The sequence below is a fragment of the Paenibacillus amylolyticus genome, from assembly GCF_047302515.1.
Taxonomy (GTDB): Bacteria; Bacillota; Bacilli; order Paenibacillales; family Paenibacillaceae; genus Paenibacillus; species Paenibacillus amylolyticus_G.
Genome location: NZ_CP168019.1, coordinates 6,991,479 through 7,011,546 on the forward strand (window position 1 = coordinate 6,991,479; position 20,068 = coordinate 7,011,546).

A 20,068-nucleotide genomic window follows, 5' to 3' on the forward strand; every position below is an offset into this window, starting at 1 on the left:
AGCAAGCCTGTAAATATCATACTTCGGTGGGATAAAACCGGGTTGGCTATCTCAAAAAGGTCCTGTTTTTGTGGGATTCATACGAGAGCGGATTGGAATAAAGCAGAAGGGAGTGCCATACATAGTATAGAAAAGTTGACCTATGCCTGAACGCACAAAAGCCAATCGGCTTGGTAGCACGATCGGCTTTTGTATGTATTCGTTAGTAAACAATCAGTCAGTTCAGAGCCTGAGGTTATCGCATTCGGCTGCGTCCCGTAATCAGGGAGATTACGAACAGTACAACAAAGATGAAGAAGAGTACTTTCGCGATTGAAGCAGCTGCTTCAACAATACCGAAGAATCCAAAAATACCTGCTACAAGTGCAATAATTAGAAATAATACAGACCATTTCAACATAAGTATTCATCCTTTCGTATACTTGATTGTGGAGTGAGTTGTGTTCACCTCACCGCCTTGTGTAGTCTAACTTTAACCGAGTGCTAACCGCTTGAAACATTGGTTTTTTTTCCAAGCGAAGGCATATATGAAGGGATATATAAAATTGTTTCGTCCGGGAAATCGCCGGGTAACTATAGCAATAACAAACTGATGCACATATGGAAAGAGAGGTTCTTCTATGATCTATCAAATTAGCGTGGCCCTGATTGCAGTGGCATTTGCAGTACTGGTATTCTTTTTAATTCGTACCTTGAAATCCGCTCAGGGTTCTTTGGACAATGTTTCACAGACATTGCAAGAGGTACAGAAAACCATTGATGAACTTAGTTATGAAGTGAAGCAGACGGTAAGACATGCCAATGATATTACGGTGGATGTACAACACAAAATGAAAAAAATTGATCCTGTTATGGAATCTGTTGAGAATCTGGGTGAAGTGTTGAATGAAGTGACGGCAGCAGCCAAACAAGTCTCCACAACCCTAATGGCGAAATTTCAGACCAAACGTAACAACGCTGAACAGACCAAGCATGCTGAAGCGGTTCATGTAACTGCACCGCCTGCTACATCAACGGATCGTACCCTGCAATCCTATGAAGCTACATATAATGGTGAAGCTAAGGGCGGGAAAAACTGGATGAAGTATATTGATGTTGCAGCGAATGTATGGCAACGGATGCGCAAGTAACATGACCGCTTTGTGACCCATGAAGAAGCCTTCAGAGCGGTGATGAACCTGATGAAAGGGTGAGAATCATGATGAAACTACTGCTTGTGATGTTTAGCGTAATTTCTCCCTTTTCCGTTCAACCGGCAGCGGTACCCGCTGCTCACGATATGCAATGGACGGCAATGGAAGAGAAGGCGTCAGAGGTAACTCTGGCTGTTGATCGATCCGAGACTTTCCAGCATTTTCGGACTCTGAATGGCATTTCTCTGGATGACACCATGGATGATTTGTTGGCCAAGAAGGGCCAGCCGGGGCATAAGCAGGAAGATCCTTATCTGGGATGTCCTGAATATCACTTTCATGATGTAAAGGTTGGCTTGTGTGAAGATACGGATGTCATTCAATATGTGCATATCGATGCATCTGAGAATCACATCATGTTAAACGGAAAGAGAATTGAGATGAATATTGAAGCGATCCATCATGCTCTCGGGAAACCTTATTATGTGGCAGAGGACGGAGAAGTGTTTCTCCGTGGAGACCAAGCTCTGAAGGTATATATGAAGTCAGGCTCTCAGGAGATTGAAGGCATTGATCTTTTTGATGACACAGTTTCCTAGGATTGGTTATTACCAAATCGTTTCAAACCCATATAGTATGGTTATATATTAAGTAGCTCGATACAGAAGATTAAATCAGAGGAGAGTGGAAACGATGAATTCAACCAATGAGCAAGCTTATGCAAAAGTGGTAGAAAACGGAGTCCAAGCGGTAGAAGCGGTGAAAGAATTGCAGATTACCGGATACCTTGCTGATCAGATCTTTGTTCTCGCCCATGAGAAGGATCGTACAGATCGAATTGCCGATACAGCAGATGCCAAAGAAATTGGCATAAAGGAAGAAGGCGTATTTGATTCCTTGGCGAATCTGTTCCGCTCACGTGGTGATGAACTCCGGGCCAAAATTGTTTCGATGGGCTTTACCGAAGCCGAAGCGGACTTCTACGAGAGTGAACTCGACAAAGGTAAAGTACTCGTTATTGCTAAAAAGAAAGATTAACCCAATATACTTGCAAGTTGAAGTTTGCTGAACATGGACAAGCTTCTGAATCATTTATGTAAAATGCTTAATCAAAAACATAGATAAGGAATGGGGCTTTCCCCATTCCTTATCTATGTTTTTGCAAGTTTGGAGGCGGGATCAGGACGCTGCAAAAACAGGGTAGGTCGCGGAGAGAATCTCCAGCGATGGTGCCATTTCCTGATAGAGGTTGTTCAAAAGGTTCGCTTTTGATTACGAAAGATGCCTATTGGCATCATCAGCATCGAATATGGAATTCAGCCGAAATGTCCGTTGCTCACGTAGTTTTCCCTACGCTCCGCTACTCCATTTCTAGCGTTATCCCATCTTCTCGGTACTGAAAACCGCCCTTTTTGAACACGTATTAATAGAGTTTTTTTGTTTTTACGATTATAGTTATACTAGGAATTATTATGTCTACTGCCGTTTTGTATGCAAAATTTGTATAATCAACGTTTGTTTAACCTAATAAGAATCGACAAACCCGGACGCCACAGATAAGGAGATATCAATGAGAATACTTATTGTTGACGACAATCCGACGAATGTCATTATCATTCGAGAAATTCTGAAAAAAGAAAACTATCGTGACATTGTAACGGCGAGTTCCGCCATGGAAATGTTTGAAGTGTTGGGAATTGGGGAGGAAAGCAACGAACTTCGTCCAAGACCGTCGGATATTGACCTGATTTTGCTAGATATGATGATGCCCGAGATGGACGGCATCGAAGCCTGCAGTATTGTGCAGAAATTTGAGAATCTGAAGGATATACCGATTATTATGGTGACTGCCATCGGAGATTCCAAGAAACTTGCCGAAGCATTGGATGCTGGTGCATCTGACTATGTGACCAAACCGATTAATAAAGTCGAACTGATGGCCAGAATTCGACTTGCGCTTCGTTTGAAACAGGAGAAGGATTGGCACAAAGAGCGTGATCAACGTATTCAGGATGAGCTCAAGTTGGCAGCAATGGTCCAAAATGCTGTTTTAAGTCCGGCAATTAGGGACCCGCTGTTCCAAGTGCATGCCATCTATAAACCATCCTTTGAGCTTGCGGGTGATCTGTATTCTTGGTACCCCCTTGGGGAAGGCCGTTACGGAGTACTGCTGCTCGACATGATGGGACACGGGATATCTTCATCCCTGTTTACCATGTTTATCGCTTCTGTGTTGAAAGATACGGTTACCACTTATGTGGATCCAGAGAAGGTCATTCAAGAGTTGAACCGTCGTTTTAACCAGCTCCATCTGGAAAAACAATTGGTGCAGTATTATTTCACGGCAATTTATCTGGTCGTTGATACACGGATGAAGCGCATTGATTATGTTAATGCAGGGCATCCACCTGCTTTATTTTTCCGAAACGACGGCAGTGTCACCACATTTGACAGCGTCTGCTGTCCTGTTGGTTTATTTGACAAGATGGATATTGAACCGCAAACGATCCATTATGAGGGTGACGGGCATATTGCACTCTATACGGATGGATTATTGGAAGCTGTTCAGGGCGGGCAGGAAGAACAACATGAATTCCTGATCGAAAAACTGACTGGCTCACATCAGTGGAATGAAGCTGCCATGCAGGCCATGTTTTTTGACGACGAAATTCCCCAGGAGCGGGATGATGATAAATGTCTGGTCTGGATTACTTTGGATAAAGGGGCGGGGGATGAATGAAGATCAGGAATAAACTGCTGATTGGTTTTACCGCTCTGATGGCGATTCTGATCGTGCTCACGTTTGTGAGTTATGAACGGCTAAACAGCAGTAATCAACAGATTGATCAGATGTATCAGGAACGTTATCTCAAAGTAAGGTTCACTTCTGCTGCACGTGGAGAGGTCAATGATATTGCCAAAGTGCTGGCTAACTTGTTATTAAATCCAAACAACTCGACTGGAGCAGCAGACGCTGACCTGAAGGAGATGAAGGATCGAGGTGATCGCAACCTCGTAGAAGTGAGAAACCGTGCAAACAGTGCGCCTGAACATCAGCTGGTGGATCGTGTAAATACTGCATGGAATGCTTATACAGCCTACGCTACGAGACAGATTAGCCTGATGTCACAGAATCGGGTAGAAGATGCGAATAACTACCGCAATTCAACAGGACTCGCAGTGCAAAAAGAGGCCGTAGATAGTTTGAATGCTCTTTCCCGTTACCAGGACCAAGAGATTGATACGGAGATTAAGGACGCTAATGCAGCGTATACGAGAGCCGTACAGATCACGATAAGTATCATGATTGCCGGGTTGTTGCTTGCATTGGGTGTCATTCTGTGGGTGCTGCCGAGTATTACACGGGGTCTGAACACTGTATCTATGATGATTAACAGTTTTGGTAAAGGGCGTTACCGAACCATTCGGCGCATACAGGTCAAATCAACCGATGAGATTGGTCAGATTGCCAGTGTGTTCAAAGATGTATCCAGTGATCTGGAAGAAAAACTGGAAATCGAGAGGGCTTATGTACAGGCTCAGCAGGATCAAAACTGGATGAGTTCGAACATCGCAAGAGTCCCGGAACTGCTTCGAGGGATTGGCTCCATTCGCCAAATTTCACAGATGTTTATCAGTGAGTTCACACCTGTGCTTGGCGCTCAGTTGGGTGTCGTCTATCTGATCGATGAGGAGAAACATCCCGACGAACTGAGACGCTACGGTGCATATGCATTTGAAGAGAACGAAGATGTTGGTAAAGAAATGTATCGCATCGGTGAAGGCCTGATTGGTCAAGCCGCGCTGGATATGACACCGATTATTCTGGAAAATACGCCTGAAGATTACGTGCATATTGGTTCAGCATCAGGCTCAACACGTGCTGCCGGTATCATGATCTATCCTGTTGTGTTTGAAGATGAACTGATTGGTGTAGTTGAAGTGGCTTCCTTTGAAGGTTTCAATGAACTTCACAAGCAGTTGTTCACACAACTGATTATGAACCTGGGCGTGATTTTGAACAACGTTCGACGTCGTTTGCGTGTGGAGGAGTTGCTGCGTGAATCCCAGGCACTGACTGAGGAACTGCAGGTTCAATCGGAAGAATTGCAGACACAGCAAGAAGAACTTCGTCGTTCCAATGAGAATCTGGAGGAGCAGACAGAAGCGCTTAAACGTTCCGAGGAATTGCTGCAGCGTCAGCAGGAAGAACTGGAGCATTTCAATACGGAGCTCATTGCCAAGACGCGGGCACTTGAAGAGCAGGTGCGTGAAGTCGAAGAGAAGAATGACGAAATTGAGAAAACGAAGACACAGTTGGAACAGCAAGCTACACAGCTGTCGATGACAAGTAAGTACAAGTCCGAATTTTTAGCGAATATGTCACATGAACTCCGTACACCATTGAACAGTCTGCTCATTTTGTCCCAGTTATTGTCGGAGAACAAAGGTGGAAATCTGACTGACAAACAGCAGGAATATGCGCAAACCATCTACATGTCGGGCGCGGATCTGCTGAAGATGATTGATGAGATTCTGGATCTGTCCAAGGTGGACGCAGGTAAGATGGATATCAATTATGAGACAGTTCGAATGGAAGAGCTGACCAGCTTTGTTCAGCAGAACTTTGGACCGATGGCGAATAAAAAGGAACTGAACTTGAATATCGATTTCGACAGCGATCTACCGGAATGGGTATACACCGACAGTCATCGCGTCAAACAGATTTTACGGAATTTGTTGTCGAACGCATTTAAGTTCACCAATCGAGGTTCGGTTAGTCTGATTGGACGACGGATGAAACCGGAAGAGCTGCCGGGTTATATGAACACCAATCAGGAATATCTCGGATTCAGTGTAAAAGACACCGGCATTGGTATTCCATCGGATAAGACGGATCTGATCTTTGAAGCGTTCCAGCAAGTAGACGGGACCACAAGTCGGAAATACGGTGGAACTGGTCTGGGATTGTCCATTAGCAGGGAACTGGCACGTTTGCTTGGTGGTGCAATACAGGTGGAATCATCCGAGGGAGAAGGTAGCTGCTTTACCTTATACCTGCCGGATAATCATGAAGAGGAAGCCTTGGGGGAAGAAGGTGCTTCAAGAGAAGCAGCTGTTTCCTTAGAGGATCTTTATGAAAAGTCCATCGAAGCACGGACCATGCTTTCAAGTCATCAGTCCATTCTCTCTCCTGATCCGGAGCGTAGCGTGGGTACAGATCTGTCTCCTACCCATACTCCAGATGTCACGCAGATCGAAGATGATCGGGAGAATCTTATGGAAGGTGACAAAATCCTGCTCATCATTGAGGATGACGTGAACTTTGCACATATTTTGATGGATATGGCCAGAGGAAGAGGATTCAAAGCACTTGTTGCCCTGCAAGGGGATAAAGGACTTGAAATGGCACGTCAATATCTGCCGGATGCCATTATCCTGGATATTCAATTGCCGGTGATGGATGGTTGGACCATTCTGGGCGAGCTGAAGAGCAGTTCGGCAACACGTCACATTCCGGTACATGTGATTTCAGTCATTGATGATATGAAGCAAGGTCTGATGATGGGCGCCATTGCGTATCTGAAAAAACCTTCGAGCAAGGATTCACTGGATAAAGCATTCTCGCATATCAAATCATATACCGAGAATCAATTGAAACGACTGTTGATCGTCGAAGATGATGAAATTCAGCGTAAAGCTATTATTGAATTGATTGGTCATGATGATGTTGCAATCACCGCTGTATCGACAGGCAGTGAGGCATTGAATGAATTACACAGCCAGCGTTATGACTGCATGGTGCTGGATCTGATGTTAACGGATATGACTGGGTTTGAGTTGCTCGACCAGATTCGTGATGATGAATATCTGAACGATCTGCCGATTATAATTTATACAGGCAAAGAACTGGATTCCAAGGAAGAAATGAAGCTGCGCAAATATGCTGAATCCATCATAATCAAGGATGTGAAGTCACCGGAACGTCTGCTGGATGAGACCACTTTGTTCCTGCATCGTGTAGAAGCCAATTTGCCGGAAGACAAGCGTCGAATCTTACAGAAACTACACAACAAAGAAACGTTGTTTGAAGGCAAGAAAATATTGCTTGTAGATGACGATATTCGTAACGTATTTGCCCTTTCAAGTGTCCTTGAAGGCTATCGGATGGATGTGACGTTTGCTGAGAACGGCCGAGAGGCTTTGGAGATTTTAGACAAAAATCCGGAGTTTGATCTGGTACTGATGGATATGATGATGCCAGAGATGGACGGTTATGAAGCGATGACACGAATCAGACAGATCCCGCAGTTTGAAAAGTTGCCGATTATTGCGCTCACGGCCAAAGCGATGAAAGAGGATCGCGGTAAATGTATTGAGGCCGGAGCATCTGATTATGTGAAAAAACCGATCCAGACCGATCAATTGTTATCCTTAATGCGCGTATGGCTGTATTCGTAAGTTCATTATTCGTATGTTCATTGTTTGGGTAATGAAAGACAATACGACGAATACGCAAGTAACAAATGAAGAAGTGGAGAGAACTTATGACACCGTGGGAACCTACCGAGACAGGGGCAGATTTGGTCCGTATGCCGCAAGATGAAGAACGCGAGCTGATCGAGATTGAGTTACTGTTGGAAGGCATGCACCGTTTATATGGATATGATTTTAGAAACTATGCACTGCCATCCCTGAAACGAAGAATCTGGCATCATGCACATGCTGAAGGTGTTAAGAGCATATCCGGCTTGCAGGAGCGTGTTCTTCATGACCGTTCCGCGTTTGACCGTTTTGTACAGAACTTATCCATCCCTGTAACGGAAATGTTTCGAGATCCTTCGCTTTTCCGAATGTTTCGGGAACAGATTATTCCTATCCTGAGAACATACCCGTATATCCGAATATGGCATGCGGGATGCTCTACGGGAGAGGAAGTTTATTCCATGGCAATCATGTTGCATGAGGAAGGGCTGTATGACAAGGCAAGAATCTACGCAACGGATATGAATGATCGCTCTTTGCAACAGGCCAAAGAAGGCGTATATGGTATTGAGAAAATGAAACTATTTACTACAAATTATTTGGAGGCAGGGGGTACCAGAGCCTTCTCCGAGTACTATACAGCGAAATACAATTCGGTGATATTTCATCCTTTTCTAAGGAAGAACATCATTTTCGCCGAGCACAACCTGGCAACAGACCGGTCATTTAACGAGTTTAATGTTATCTTTTGCCGTAATGTCATGATTTATTTTAATGATGAACTGCGGAACCATGTGCATGGGCTGTTTCATGAGAGCTTGAGCCACTTTGGTATTCTGGTTCTGGGGTCGAAAGAATCGATACATTTTACAGAGTTCAGTGATACCTATGAGCCGTTAGACCGGATCGAAAAAATATACCGGAAGATCAAATAGGGGGTTAGGGTTAGCCATGGGGCTCAATGAACCAATTCACATATTATTGGTAGATGACCGCCCTGAGAACTTGCTTGCTCTTGAAGCAGTTCTGGAATCGGAACAATATAAACTCGTTAAGGCAACTTCCGGAGAAGAGGCACTCCGCTGTCTGCTAAAAGACGAATTTGCGGTTATCGTTCTCGATGTGCAGATGCCTGGAATGGACGGAATTGAGACAGCAAAGTTAATTAAGGCACGGGACAAGTCCAAGGATGTGCCGATTATATTCATCTCTGCCAATAGCAGAGAAGCGGAACACTTGTTTGCCGGGTATTCAGCCGGGGCCATTGATTACATGGTTAAGCCATTTATTCCTCAGATTTTGAAATCCAAAATCGAGGGCTTTGTAGAGATGTTTATCACCAATAAACGTTTGAAGACACAGACCATGCTTCTTCACCAGAAGACACAGGAACTCGAGAAAATGAACCAACAACTCATTCAGGCCAAGGAAGAAGCAGAAATTGCAGCCAATGCAAAGACCGAGTTCCTGGCAATGATGAGTCATGAGATTCGTACACCGATGAACGGAGTTATCGGCATGGTTGATCTGCTGATGGAGACGGAATTGAGGGAAGATCAGAAGGAATATGCAGACATCGTTCGTCGCAGTGCAGATGCACTCGTTACGGTCATCAATGACATTCTTGATTTTACCAAGATGGAATCCGGCAAAATGGAACTTGAAGAGCATCCTTTTGAACTTGTCTCCTGTATTCGGGAAGTGTTGGGATTGTTTGCTGCAGAAGCAGGCAAAAAGAATCTGGAACTGGATTATTTCCTGGAAGATTCTGTCCCTGAATTAATCTATGGAGATATGGCAAGGTTACGTCAGGTTCTCTTGAATCTTATTGCCAATGCGATCAAATTTACCGACCAGGGTGGCGTATATCTGATCGTATCAGTGAATGGAGAAAAAGACGGACAAATGGCATTGGAGTTTGCTGTTAAAGACACCGGGATAGGTATCGCTTCAGACAAAGTTGATCGCCTGTTCCAGCCGTTCTCCCAGCTGGATACATCCATGACACGTAAATACGGTGGAACTGGCTTAGGACTGGCAATATGCAAGACTCTGGTTGAAATGATGGGTGGACAGATCTACCTGGATACAACAGAGCAACGGGGAGCGACATTTGTATTTACAATTCAGGCGAAACGTTATGTAGAAACTGAACTGGTCCAAAGGAATGGGGAAGAGAAACCAACGGATGTGAAAAATGAGAATAAATATCCTACGGTATTAATTGTGGATGATCACCCTATTAACCAGAAGTTGATGGCGATTATGCTTGGTAAGCTTGGGTTGCTCTCAGACATTGCTGAAGATGGACAGAGCGCACTCGATATGGTAAACGGCAGCCGTTATCCCTATGACTATGTGTTTATGGATCTGCAGATGCCTGTGATGGACGGTTTGGAATGTACACGACGGATTCGAGAGAGTCTGTCCCAGTCTAATCAGCCAATCATTATAGCCATGACTGCTAACGTGATGGAAGGTATTCAGCAGCGCTGTATTGCTGCCGGCATGGATGATTACATTAGTAAACCGGTGAAAATGGGCAATGTAAAACAGAAAATAGCCCAATTTCAGAAACAACGACAAATGTTAGACCCAGGCCCTTCAGCCATGAATCAGGCCAATTGAAACATTTTCCAAAGTTCTTTCTGATTCACTCGTGCTGAAGTTGGGTTATTAGTAAGGAAACCATTGATCAGGAGAGAGATGTCTAATGAATACAAATAAAAATGAAAAATTCAATGCAAGAACTGAAACTCAGGACGGCGTGTGCACGGTGTATCTGACTGGCGAACTGGATTTGTCGGTTGCTCCTGACTTCCGCTTGGTGATGGAGCCGCTCGTGGATAACAAGGAACAGGATCTTGTGATCAACATGAAAGAATTGAAGTATATCGATAGTACAGGGATTGGTATCCTGTTATCTGTTCTGAAGGCCAGACATGGAATGGAAGCTCGCTTTGAAGTACAGGAAGTTCCTGCGCAGATTCAGAAACTTTTTGATATGACGGGCATCGCCAAATTCTTTGTCACACAGAAGAATTCCCAATAGGAAAGGATCGAAAAAGGAATGAATGCAGAAGTTCAAAGAGTCACCCTTAATTTACCTGCGACAGCTGATTTCGTTGATATTGTAAGACTCAATCTCTATGGAGTAGCATCCAAAATGGGATTTTCTTATGAAGACATTGAGGATATGAAAGTTGCTGTATCCGAGGCTTGTAACAACTCTGTATTGTATGCCTACTCACACGAAGGCGGCATGGTTGAAGTTGTATTCGAAGTGGATGGCGAAACTTTGTCCATTATTGTCAAGGACGAAGGTGCCAGCTTCGAGAACACGAACCCTGCTGTGTCACGTGCCGGTCTACACGACAAAGAACTGACGGAAGCACAGATTGGCGGACTTGGGTTCTACCTGATGCAAGCCTTGATGGACGATGTCAGTGTGGAAAGTGAGACGGGCAAAGGTACGAAAGTAGTACTCGTAAAACGTCTTGCAAGAAGTGAGGAGAAAGTATGAATGAAAAAGTGACTCCCCCAGAGTCCATGTCTGAAGCTATAGGTTTGATCTGGGAATACCAGCAGACCCAAGATAATGAAATTGCAACAGTTCTCATCCGTAAATATGAACCAATGGTCAAGATGGCAGCAGGTAAAATCGCTCGGAATCGCCCCGATCTATACGAAGACTTGTATCAGACCGGGCAGATGGCTTTGATTCGTTTGCTTAAGCAATACGATATCAACCTAGGTATTCCGTTTGAACCTTATGCCATGAAGAGCATGATCGGTCATATGAAGAACTACTTGCGTGACAAATCCTGGTATATTCAGGTGCCCCGGAGGATTAAGGAAAAGGGAGCGCTTGTGCAACATGCCATTGATGAGTTAACCGTCAAGTTGGAGCGCTCACCCGGTGTGAACGAAATTGCTGAATACCTTGATTTGACTGCAGAAGAGACGATTGAAGTTCTGGCTGGTCGGGAATGTTACCATTATGTATCACTGGATTCTCCTTTATCTCAGGATGACAGTGCAGCAACATTGGGAGAACTGATCAGTGCAGATGTTAATGACTATGATTCGGTCGAAAAACGGATGGACTTGCAACAGGCATTGGGACAATTGAAGGAACAAGAGCAGCAGGTACTTATTCTAGCATTCCAAGATGGCCAATCTCAGCGGGCAATTGCCCAGAAGCTTGGTGTTTCACAGATGAGTGTATCTCGGATTCAGAAGCGAGCTACAGAGAAATTGAAACAGATCATGTCTAATGCTTCAATGTTATGAAAAATGGAACCCTAATGTTGTTGAGTACGGCCTAAAGAAGGACACGTCATTGCGCTGAAATGCATACGTGTCCTTTTTGGGATCAAAAAGATGGGTATGCAATGAAGAACATGAATACAGGAGTGGATAGAGTGATTGTGAACCAAATCAAGTTGGAAGCTCGCCGTGACAAGTTATCTTGCTCGGACGATTGGCAATGGTGGGATTGGGTTGCACCTGACACCGATAGCATGAAAAATGCTTTGGAGGAGCTGACAGAGGTATTTCCGGATATGCGGTATTGGCTTTATAAGATTCCGGAAGTCGAATCGAATTATTTGTCCGTCCGTTTTGTGAATGGTAAAGAACCAGTGATATTTGGTTCATTGTTGTATGCTGTCAAGAATGAGAGAGATGACAAACGTCAAGATAATCAGATGTTTTTTTATGTCGATCGCAATAACCTGGTTACCTTGAATATGGATGACAATACACGAGGTATTATGAAGACGGATGAACGTGCCCATATGTTACAGCAATGTAGTGAGGCCAGGGACGGGATGTTTGTACTTTTTCGAGCTATACTGCATTACTACCATGTGGGGATGGATCATTTTGAGATGAACCTACGTGATCTGGAACGGAAGATGGAATCCCGCAATGCCCGCACCTTAATGGACCAGATTTTGGCAGCAAGATTTGAACTGTTATACTGGAGCAATCTGTTTATCCCCTACTCGGAACTGATGGCTGCTGCCCATGAGGCTTATCTCGATGAAATAAACGAAAATCGATATTTCCAGCAGCTCCAACATCGAGTAGAGCGAATGGAACGTTTGTTTAGTCACTACGAGAAAGAGATCGATACGTTAATCTCCATTGATAATGCGATTTCCGGTGTACGTGGCAATGAGATCATGAAGACGCTGACCATTGTTACCGCTGTGTTCATACCTGCCACGGCAGCTGGCGCGATATGGGGAATGAACTTTGAGAACCTGCCTTTTATCGACAAATCATGGGGAGTTGTACTGGTACTTGTCGTCATTATCTTAAGCATGATCAGCATGTATGTATGGCTGATGATGAAAGGCTGGACAGGAGATCTGCTCAAAGTGAAATCCTCACAGCCTTCAGCTGAAGAGACAGAGAAAAAAGGAGCAACGGAAAAACGTAAGGGATAGCCTACGGTTGGTTAGTCCTCTTAGTTTTTGTAATCTTCAATATAACCAAGCAAGTCAGCGATATATTGGCCCACAATCGGCATATTCACGAATTGGCTGAGAATGAATGCCAGTAAACCGAGAACAACAAAGGTACCCACCGTCAGACCGAGACCTCGTGCCATGCCCGCTGTGAAATTGGTAATAATCCGCTTTTTGGGACTGCTGTAATTCTCAATAATATCCTTGATCTGTGCTCTTTCCAGACTGTCCGCAATCTGGTCCAGACGGGTGTTCAATCGCTTTACCTCATGACGCAATTCAAAAGGATGCTCACTTGTATCATACTGCTGTGCCGGTGTTCCTCCCGTAATTGGAGTATTACCGTTGATTGTAACTTTACTCATATTATTTGTCCTCCTCAACTCTCATTGGATAAAAAATAGCCAGCTGGAGTGCAGCTGGCTATTAGTCACTCGATCTGTATCGCCTTACAGGCTAGTCGAGTTAAGTTCTTTACGTGCATCTTCCTTCGCTTCAACGGAAGCGGCAGCCACTTCATCAGATGCACGGGATGCTTCGTTAGCCACATCTGCGGACGCTTTTCTCACAGAGTCCATTACATCATTGCGGCCTTGATTTACCGTTTTTGCAATGTCGGAAGTTTTGGAAGAGACCGTTTTAGCCAGTTCAGAGGCTTTGTCACCTACAACAGTTGCCACTTCTTTGGTGCGGTCAGTAACGATGCCCACTTTCTCGGAAAGGTCACCACGCAATTCACGTCCCGGTTTAGGCGCAAAGAGTAGTGCTGCAGCAGCTCCCAGCAAACCCCCGATGAATATACCTTTTGCGAAAGTTGAACCCGTCTGTACAGGATATTGCTCTTCTGCTTTATTCATGTCTAATCACTCCTTCTTCAATTTAAGAAACAAATACGAAACAACGAACACCTTGTTGCCCGAATCAGGCAGCCTGTCTTAGCAGTCTGGACACAAGCCCCAGCAAGAAAACAAAGAGCGCTGTACCAATGATGGCAGGGATGATGGCAAAGTTACCGATAACTGGTCCCCAGTTACCAAGCAAAAGTGCTCCCAACCAGGCTCCGGCAAATCCGGCAATCATTGCACCGATTATGCCTCCAGGCATGTTGTGACCGGCAAGTGCATCTCCGATCAAACCGATGATGACAGCCATCATAATGCTGATAATGATGCCCCACATAACAACCGCCTCCTTTAAACTTGATGTAGGATGTTGTCTGTTCGCGTTTGCTTACTTCGTATATAAACCCCGTGCAACCCTGTGAAACAATAAAGATGAGGATGAATGAACTGGAAATCAGAGGAATTCATTCTTTAGCGGCTTTGTTTAATGCCCTTAACCATGCAGAAGATCCATGCCAATCCAGCAGTAAATCCAGTAAATACATCCGTAGGATAATGAACGCCCAACATGATCCGGCTGAGGCCAATCAAGAAAATAAAACTGATACCACATAGAACAGGAAGCCACACACCGGAAGAGTTATGTCGCTGTCGTTCAATGGCCCAGATTACAAAGAGCATGCCGTAGAAGCCCATGGAGATCATGGCATGTCCGCTGGGAAAGCTGTACCCGTGAACTACCAGCAGATGATCCAGTTCAGGTCTGCTTCGTCTGAAAAATTCCTTCAATAAGGTGTTCAGAATCCACATCATGGCAAAACTTCCCGTGAGCGCATATCCATATACAACAAACCTTGGACTGCGTTGAATGAAGAAAAGAAGAGCAAAACCTCCCGCAGCCACTGCAGAGATTTTGAATGAGCCCAGTGCGGTTATGAATGCAGTGTAAGGGAATAGATGAAGACGTGAATCCGAATTGAGATAAAATAATTGCTGAATTTGATCATCCAGACGAATAATAACATCAGCACCCAACCAGGCACCCAGACCTGCCAGGATAAATACGACCGAAGCGCTGAGGGCCAGACCAGCCAAACCCCAGTTGAGGAGTGGACGTAACAACGTGCCAGGAGTTGAACTGAATGAGGCTGATGAATACGTTTTGCGCGGCATAGTGAGTTTCTCCTTCAGTAGTTGTAGTAGATGAACATAGATTGATAAAGCTATACCCGAAATACCTGTCGAAAAAACTGTAAAAACGTCGCTTTTGTACTATACTATTTAAGATATCCCATGCGGCGTCGTGACGCAAAGCAGAGATGAATTCGGGAGCACAAAGGAGAGAACTCGCATGGAGAGTGCCTTGTTAATTAAAGAATACCGTGCAGGCGTTATGGAATGCGCCCACTACGGACACATAAGTATTACGGATGAGTATGGCCGAATCGTATACTCGGCTGGTGACCCTTATTTTAGAGCGTTCACTCGCTCATCTGCCAAACCTTTTCAAGCCATTCCAGGTATTCGGGCAGGAATTGCCAGTCACTATGGTCTATCAGCACAGGAGATTGCCATTATGTCCTCTTCGCATCGTTCGGAACCGGAACACATTCGGGTGCTGGAGCAGTTATCCGGTAAGATCGGATTGGGAGAAGAATGCCTGATCTGTGCACCAAGTTATCCGCTTAATGAAGAAAGCCGTAATCAATGGTTACGTGGACAAGGAGAGAAACGGCGCATCTTGCACAACTGCTCCGGAAAACATCTGGGAATTCTGGGGTACAGTCAGATGAAGCAGGTTGATCTGGGCAGTTACGCTGAACCGGATCATCCGGTACAACGAGAAATTCTTGAAACCTTTGCCGACCTGGCAGGTATTGAAGAAAAAGAGATTGAGCTTGGGACGGATGGCTGCGGCTTTCCGGTATTTTCTTTGCCGTTGTCGGCATTGTCGAACGCTTATCTGAAGCTCGCTTGTCCGGATCTTATCGCTGATTCTTCCACAAGAACAGCTGTAGAGACCATAACATCAGCTATGAATGAATATCCGTTGATGGTTGGTGGCACGGAGCGTGTAGATTCAGTGCTGCTGGAAGACAATAACATTGTGGCGAAGGGTGGATTCAAGGGGGTATTCGGTTTTGGCCTGAAAAAAGAAAGACTGGGAATCACCTTCAAGGTGCTTGATGGTTCCGAGGAAGAGTGGGCTTTCATTACCCAATCCATCCTGAGACAGATTGGTTATTCCAATGAGAGAACCATTGCACGATTGGCTGAAGTGTTCCCTTCGGACATCCGAAATGATGCGGGTACCCTTGTAGGTCATGCAGATAGTGAGTTCATTCTTCACTCACTTGAAGATAGCGTATAACCTTAAGAAGGAGCGTGATTAGAGTTGCCGGACCCCGGGTAAAGATGACATACCAACTGGTATTCATCTATACAATTCATATACACGCATGGACTGCCCGGTAATGTGGCAGCTCTAAACCCTTGGAGGTGGATGAACATGATTAAAGTGGTGACATCGGAAGAAAGGCACACGTCGGATCGAGGTTGGATACACAGTGAATTCAGCTTTTCCTTTGCGGATTATGATGATCCAAGCAACGCCCATTTTGGCTGTCTGTTGGCTCATAATGAAAACACGCTGATGCCGCAAGAAGGCTTTAAGAAACATCCACATCATGATCTTGAACTTGTCAGTTATGTCATATCAGGTACACTCAAACATACGGATAGTATGGGAACAGAACAATTGCTTGAACCGGGTACGGTCCAGGTGATGAGTGCGGGTACGGGAGTGGAACACTCCGAGACCAATCCGTCAGCGGATGAACCGGTACGTTTCCTCCAGATGTGGTTTTTGCCATCGGAGCGTATGCTGAAACCTTCCTATACGAATCGGAGAATAGAGCCGCAGGAGCATTTGAATCGTCTATGTCCGATTGTATCCGGGCAAGGGGGAGAGGGAAGCGAAGGCGCATTGCCTATTTCCCAGGATGTAACCTGTTACCTGTCCCATTTGGAGTCCGGGAAGAAGTTAATGTACCCGCAACACGAAGATCGACGGACACATCTTTTCCTGATCAGTGGACATGTAGAGATTCATTGTTCGGATGGTAACTTCAACCTCAAGCCGGGGGATGCCGCACGAATTCGCAAAAGCTGTGATCTGCAAATCACGAGCACAGACAGTGAACCTGCCGAATTTGTTTTGGTTGACCTGCCTTAAGGATATAAACATGCGAAAAAGGACCTGTTCCCACGGTGATGTGGAAAACAGGTCCTTTTTTTACTAAGATTTACGAAGATTACCCAGTTCCGAAGCGACAGCTTCCACTTCAGAGATACTGAGATGTTCCTTGCTCAAAATCATTTCATACAGGTCAAACAGATCTTCATATTTCTCAAGTGGGAATGAAGAAGCTTGCATGGCGGCACCGCTTGCCATACGAAGTTTGGTTTTGATCGCTTCAATCATATATTCCATATTGGCTGCTGTTGCTTGTGTTAAATCCATCGTTAAGTTCATCCCTTCCGTATCGGAAACTCTTGTTATTGTATCATGATTAGAAGCGCTCAGGCTAATGCTTTTGCGGGGAAACCAAGCATCGGTTACAATGATGGATACAACAACAGGATTTAATGGAAACCTGAGTGTACTGGAGGGAATACAGCTTGGCAGCGTATAAGCGAGAAATGGTTCGCCATCAAGGAAGGGAAGTCCGCAAAGGCGTGCCTGCAGAGAATCTGGTCTTATTTTTCAAAAACATCGTTCAACTTCATTCTCCAGCTGAAATCACGTTTGTCTGCATCGGTACTGATCGTTCCACCGGGGATGCTCTGGGTCCACTGACAGGAAGTTTACTGCAAGAGAGCGAAATGGAGAACGTGATTGGCACGCTGTCTTCCCCATGTGATGCAGATACGCTTGAAAAGAAATTGGCACTTATTCCTGCACACCATGCCATCATAGCGATTGATGCATGTCTGGGTCCAAAGCAGGCGGTAGGTACATACTATCTCTCGAATAACCCACTCATTCCGGCCCAATCGGTCGGAGGCAAGCTACCCCCTGTTGGACAATACAGTGTAGCAGCTGTGGTTAATGCGAATGGACCAAGGCCCTATTCCATTTTGCAGATGACCTCGCTTCACTTCGTCATGGGGATGTCCCGAACGATTGCAGACGCCGCAATTGAAGCATGGAAATGGAGACAAACGTTTCATTCATGATATGTAGGCTTAATAATATACAACCTGAATTATTTAATTCGCGCAGAGAGAGGGATTCATATGGAAAAAGTGATGTGTGATGGAACGACGATTTGTTATGCCGAACAAGGTAAGGGAGAAGCACTCATTTTGCTCCACGGATACTGTGGCAGTTCATCGTATTGGGATGAGGTCGTACCTGAACTGGCACGCAGCTATCGCTGTATCGTACCTGATCTGCGTGGACACGGAAAAACAGATGCACCTGTAGGAAGTTATACCATCGAACAGATGGGCAACGATGTATTACAGTTGATGGATGAGTTGAATGTGGAAAAAGCAGTCCTTCTGGGACACTCGATGGGGGGATATATTGCGCTCTCGATTGCACAACGTCACCCGGAGCGTTTGAATGCATTTGGTCTGATCCATTCGACAGCCTATCCGGACAGTGAAGAAGCCAAGGAGAAACGCCTTCGTGCTGTATCCACCATTCAGACCGAAGGTATCGTGAATTTTGTAGATGGACTGGTTCCCGGACTGTTTGCACCGGAACATGTGGAATCGCTATCTAAGCATGTAACACGTGTGAAGGAAATTGGTTACCAGACTGCTCCTCAAGGTGCTGTTGGTGCTGCACTTGCTATGCGAGAACGCCCGGATCGCCGCGATGTGTTATCGGCTACACCTTTACCTGTATTGCTGGTAGCGGGAGAGAAGGATGCTGTTATCCCGCCAGAACGTACATTTACAAGTGACAAGCCGCATATCGTGCAAGCCGTGATTGCGGGTGCGGGTCATATGAGCATGTATGAAGCTCCTGAAGAATTAATTCAGGTCATTAAACAATTTATGGATGGATTATCGAAGTAATTGATGAAGTGATTTTTGTTGATATCATTAAAATATAGTTTGGTTTCTGGATGATTCAACCTCTTGTGGAGGAGGAGTACCCAGTTCCATTTCAACCGAGCCCCTGCCACGTCCCTTTGGGATAGGCGGGGGCTTGGTGTGTTCATGGCCAGAGCAAAGACACGTGTGTCTTGTTTTTGGCTTTTTGTGATGGCATGAATTAAAATGAATATAAAGGAACGATATTAGGGCGATTGAATGTATAGGGTCGAATGATGAGGGGGCATACAGCATGTTCAGAAAAGATTATCTGCTCCGCATGATGGAGGAAATGACTGAAGCAATAGGCAAAGTGTTCACGCTCAAACAGCAACGTAAGCACACCGAGGCATTGTCTGAACTGGATGAGTTGATGCGCAGGCAGTTTGGGATGAACTTATCTCTACTGAACTCATTGCCAGCAGAGGATGTTATTGAAATGTTCCGTTTTCGCGGAATGATTGAGGTAGATAATCTGCAGCAAGCCGCGAGGCTGATTGAAGAAGAGGCTTACATCTATCAAGAGAAGGCCAAAGTGGAAGGCATAGATGATCAGGAGAGAATGGACGCAGAGGATGACGCCCTCATTCGATTGATGAGATCACTTCACTTTTACCTGTATGCATTGAATCATGGCGCTAATCCCAAGTTGTTGGACGCACCGGAACGGGTGGAGGGTGTGTTGGGGCTTACGAAAGAATATGAACTCCCTGCTCGAACCGAAAGACAGCTTGCCCTTTATCGTGAACAACAAGGGCGTTATGACCAGGCAGAGAACAGTTGGTACAGGCTGCTACAGCTTGGTGCTGAATTCCCGGTGAGCTACCGAGATGATGTACAGGCGTTCTATGAAAGGTTGAGCCCACTCACGGATGAACAACTGGAGCAGGGCGGTCTGCCACGGAACGAAGTTGAAGAGGGACTAGCTGAACTAAGTCGTCAAGAGATGAACTCATAAAATATGGATTGGATAAAGGCCTGTTACATGCCTTTACTTGGAGAGGGAACGGAATTGTGGTAT

Annotated in this window: 22 protein-coding genes; 16 read left to right on the top strand and 6 right to left on the bottom strand. The window is 45.2% G+C overall.

The window, feature by feature from the left end; all coding sequences use genetic code 11:
* Window positions 1-235: 235 nt before the first annotated feature.
* Window positions 236-400: a DUF1328 domain-containing protein gene (locus ACDJ59_RS30555; RefSeq protein WP_017692264.1), complete on the bottom strand. Its 165-nt coding sequence runs from the start codon at window positions 398-400 to the stop codon at window positions 236-238.
* Between the two features lie 220 nt (window positions 401-620).
* Between ACDJ59_RS30555 and ACDJ59_RS30560 the strand changes: the two genes are divergently transcribed.
* The 11 genes from ACDJ59_RS30560 (at window position 621) to ACDJ59_RS30610 (ending at window position 13,075) form a co-directional block, all read left to right on the top strand.
* A complete protein-coding gene (locus tag ACDJ59_RS30560) occupies window positions 621-1,130 on the top strand; it encodes a DUF948 domain-containing protein (RefSeq protein ID WP_036668007.1) in 510 nt (169 codons plus the stop codon).
* A gap of 68 nt (window positions 1,131-1,198) precedes the next feature.
* Entirely contained in the window at window positions 1,199-1,732 is a 534-nt protein-coding gene (locus ACDJ59_RS30565; RefSeq protein WP_413407200.1) for a hypothetical protein, read from the top strand.
* A gap of 94 nt (window positions 1,733-1,826) precedes the next feature.
* Complete coding sequence (locus ACDJ59_RS30570; RefSeq protein ID WP_017692267.1) at window positions 1,827-2,171, top strand: general stress protein; 345 nt, start codon at window positions 1,827-1,829, stop codon at window positions 2,169-2,171.
* 532 nt (window positions 2,172-2,703) lie between these two features.
* Window positions 2,704-3,873 carry a PP2C family protein-serine/threonine phosphatase gene (locus ACDJ59_RS30575; protein ID WP_047841574.1) on the top strand — a complete coding sequence of 390 codons (1,170 nt, stop codon included), beginning with the start codon at window positions 2,704-2,706 and terminating at the stop codon, window positions 3,871-3,873.
* On the top strand, window positions 3,870-7,595 hold the full coding sequence (locus ACDJ59_RS30580) for a response regulator (protein WP_413407201.1): 3,726 nt from the start codon (window positions 3,870-3,872) through the stop codon (window positions 7,593-7,595). Before ACDJ59_RS30575 ends, ACDJ59_RS30580 begins: the two co-directional genes overlap by 4 nt.
* 86 nt (window positions 7,596-7,681) lie before the next feature.
* A complete protein-coding gene (locus tag ACDJ59_RS30585) occupies window positions 7,682-8,554 on the top strand; it encodes a CheR family methyltransferase (RefSeq protein WP_413407202.1) in 873 nt (290 codons plus the stop codon).
* Window positions 8,555-8,570: 16 nt separating this feature from the next.
* The gene (locus ACDJ59_RS30590) at window positions 8,571-10,247 is read left to right on the top strand and encodes a response regulator (RefSeq protein WP_413407203.1); all 1,677 of its coding nucleotides are present in this window, start codon (window positions 8,571-8,573) and stop codon (window positions 10,245-10,247) included.
* Window positions 10,248-10,332: 85 nt separating this feature from the next.
* Window positions 10,333-10,671 carry an STAS domain-containing protein gene (locus ACDJ59_RS30595; protein ID WP_036606989.1) on the top strand — a complete coding sequence of 113 codons (339 nt, stop codon included), beginning with the start codon at window positions 10,333-10,335 and terminating at the stop codon, window positions 10,669-10,671.
* 18 nt (window positions 10,672-10,689) lie between these two features.
* Window positions 10,690-11,142, top strand: coding sequence for an anti-sigma B factor RsbW (rsbW, locus tag ACDJ59_RS30600; RefSeq protein ID WP_413407204.1), 453 nt, complete (start codon window positions 10,690-10,692; stop codon window positions 11,140-11,142).
* Complete coding sequence (locus tag ACDJ59_RS30605) at window positions 11,139-11,912, top strand: sigma-70 family RNA polymerase sigma factor (RefSeq protein WP_047841571.1); 774 nt, start codon at window positions 11,139-11,141, stop codon at window positions 11,910-11,912. The genes rsbW and ACDJ59_RS30605 overlap by 4 nt, the downstream gene beginning before the upstream one ends.
* Window positions 11,913-12,022: 110 nt before the next feature.
* Window positions 12,023-13,075, top strand: coding sequence for a magnesium transporter CorA family protein (locus tag ACDJ59_RS30610; protein ID WP_413409951.1), 1,053 nt, complete (start codon window positions 12,023-12,025; stop codon window positions 13,073-13,075).
* 20 nt (window positions 13,076-13,095) lie between these two features.
* On the opposite strand, the gene ACDJ59_RS30615 is transcribed toward ACDJ59_RS30610, so the two are convergent.
* The 4 genes from ACDJ59_RS30615 to ACDJ59_RS30630 form a co-directional block, all read right to left on the bottom strand.
* A complete protein-coding gene (locus ACDJ59_RS30615) occupies window positions 13,096-13,461 on the bottom strand; it encodes a DUF5665 domain-containing protein (RefSeq protein WP_017692276.1) in 366 nt (121 codons plus the stop codon).
* Window positions 13,462-13,545: 84 nt separating this feature from the next.
* Window positions 13,546-13,953 (bottom strand): YtxH domain-containing protein, encoded by a 408-nt coding sequence (locus ACDJ59_RS30620; RefSeq protein ID WP_036606997.1) that lies wholly within the window; start codon window positions 13,951-13,953, stop codon window positions 13,546-13,548.
* Window positions 13,954-14,017: 64 nt separating this feature from the next.
* A complete protein-coding gene (locus ACDJ59_RS30625; RefSeq protein WP_413407205.1) occupies window positions 14,018-14,275 on the bottom strand; it encodes a GlsB/YeaQ/YmgE family stress response membrane protein in 258 nt (85 codons plus the stop codon).
* A 134-nt stretch (window positions 14,276-14,409) separates the two neighbouring features.
* A complete protein-coding gene (locus ACDJ59_RS30630; protein ID WP_413407206.1) occupies window positions 14,410-15,111 on the bottom strand; it encodes a phosphatase PAP2 family protein in 702 nt (233 codons plus the stop codon).
* A gap of 178 nt (window positions 15,112-15,289) precedes the next feature.
* Here ACDJ59_RS30630 and ACDJ59_RS30635 point away from each other — a divergent pair, with 178 nt between their 5' ends.
* Window positions 15,290-16,309 (top strand): asparaginase, encoded by a 1,020-nt coding sequence (locus ACDJ59_RS30635; RefSeq protein ID WP_413407207.1) that lies wholly within the window; start codon window positions 15,290-15,292, stop codon window positions 16,307-16,309.
* A gap of 138 nt (window positions 16,310-16,447) precedes the next feature.
* On the top strand, window positions 16,448-17,173 hold the full coding sequence (locus ACDJ59_RS30640) for a pirin family protein (RefSeq protein WP_036607001.1): 726 nt from the start codon (window positions 16,448-16,450) through the stop codon (window positions 17,171-17,173).
* Between the two features lie 63 nt (window positions 17,174-17,236).
* On the opposite strand, the gene ACDJ59_RS30645 is transcribed toward ACDJ59_RS30640, so the two are convergent.
* Complete coding sequence (locus ACDJ59_RS30645) at window positions 17,237-17,461, bottom strand: DUF1128 domain-containing protein (RefSeq protein ID WP_017692283.1); 225 nt, start codon at window positions 17,459-17,461, stop codon at window positions 17,237-17,239.
* 158 nt (window positions 17,462-17,619) lie between these two features.
* On the opposite strand from ACDJ59_RS30645, the gene yyaC reads away from it, so the two are divergent.
* The 3 genes from yyaC to ACDJ59_RS30660 all read left to right on the top strand — a co-directional run bounded on the left by yyaC (window position 17,620) and on the right by ACDJ59_RS30660 (window position 20,005).
* Entirely contained in the window at window positions 17,620-18,177 is a 558-nt protein-coding gene (gene yyaC, locus ACDJ59_RS30650) for a spore protease YyaC (protein WP_413407208.1), read from the top strand.
* 60 nt (window positions 18,178-18,237) lie between these two features.
* Window positions 18,238-19,029, top strand: a complete 792-nt coding sequence (locus ACDJ59_RS30655; protein ID WP_413407209.1) for an alpha/beta fold hydrolase — start codon at window positions 18,238-18,240, stop codon at window positions 19,027-19,029.
* A gap of 271 nt (window positions 19,030-19,300) precedes the next feature.
* Window positions 19,301-20,005 (top strand): DUF6483 family protein, encoded by a 705-nt coding sequence (locus ACDJ59_RS30660; RefSeq protein WP_413407210.1) that lies wholly within the window; start codon window positions 19,301-19,303, stop codon window positions 20,003-20,005.
* Window positions 20,006-20,068 lie beyond the last annotated feature (63 nt).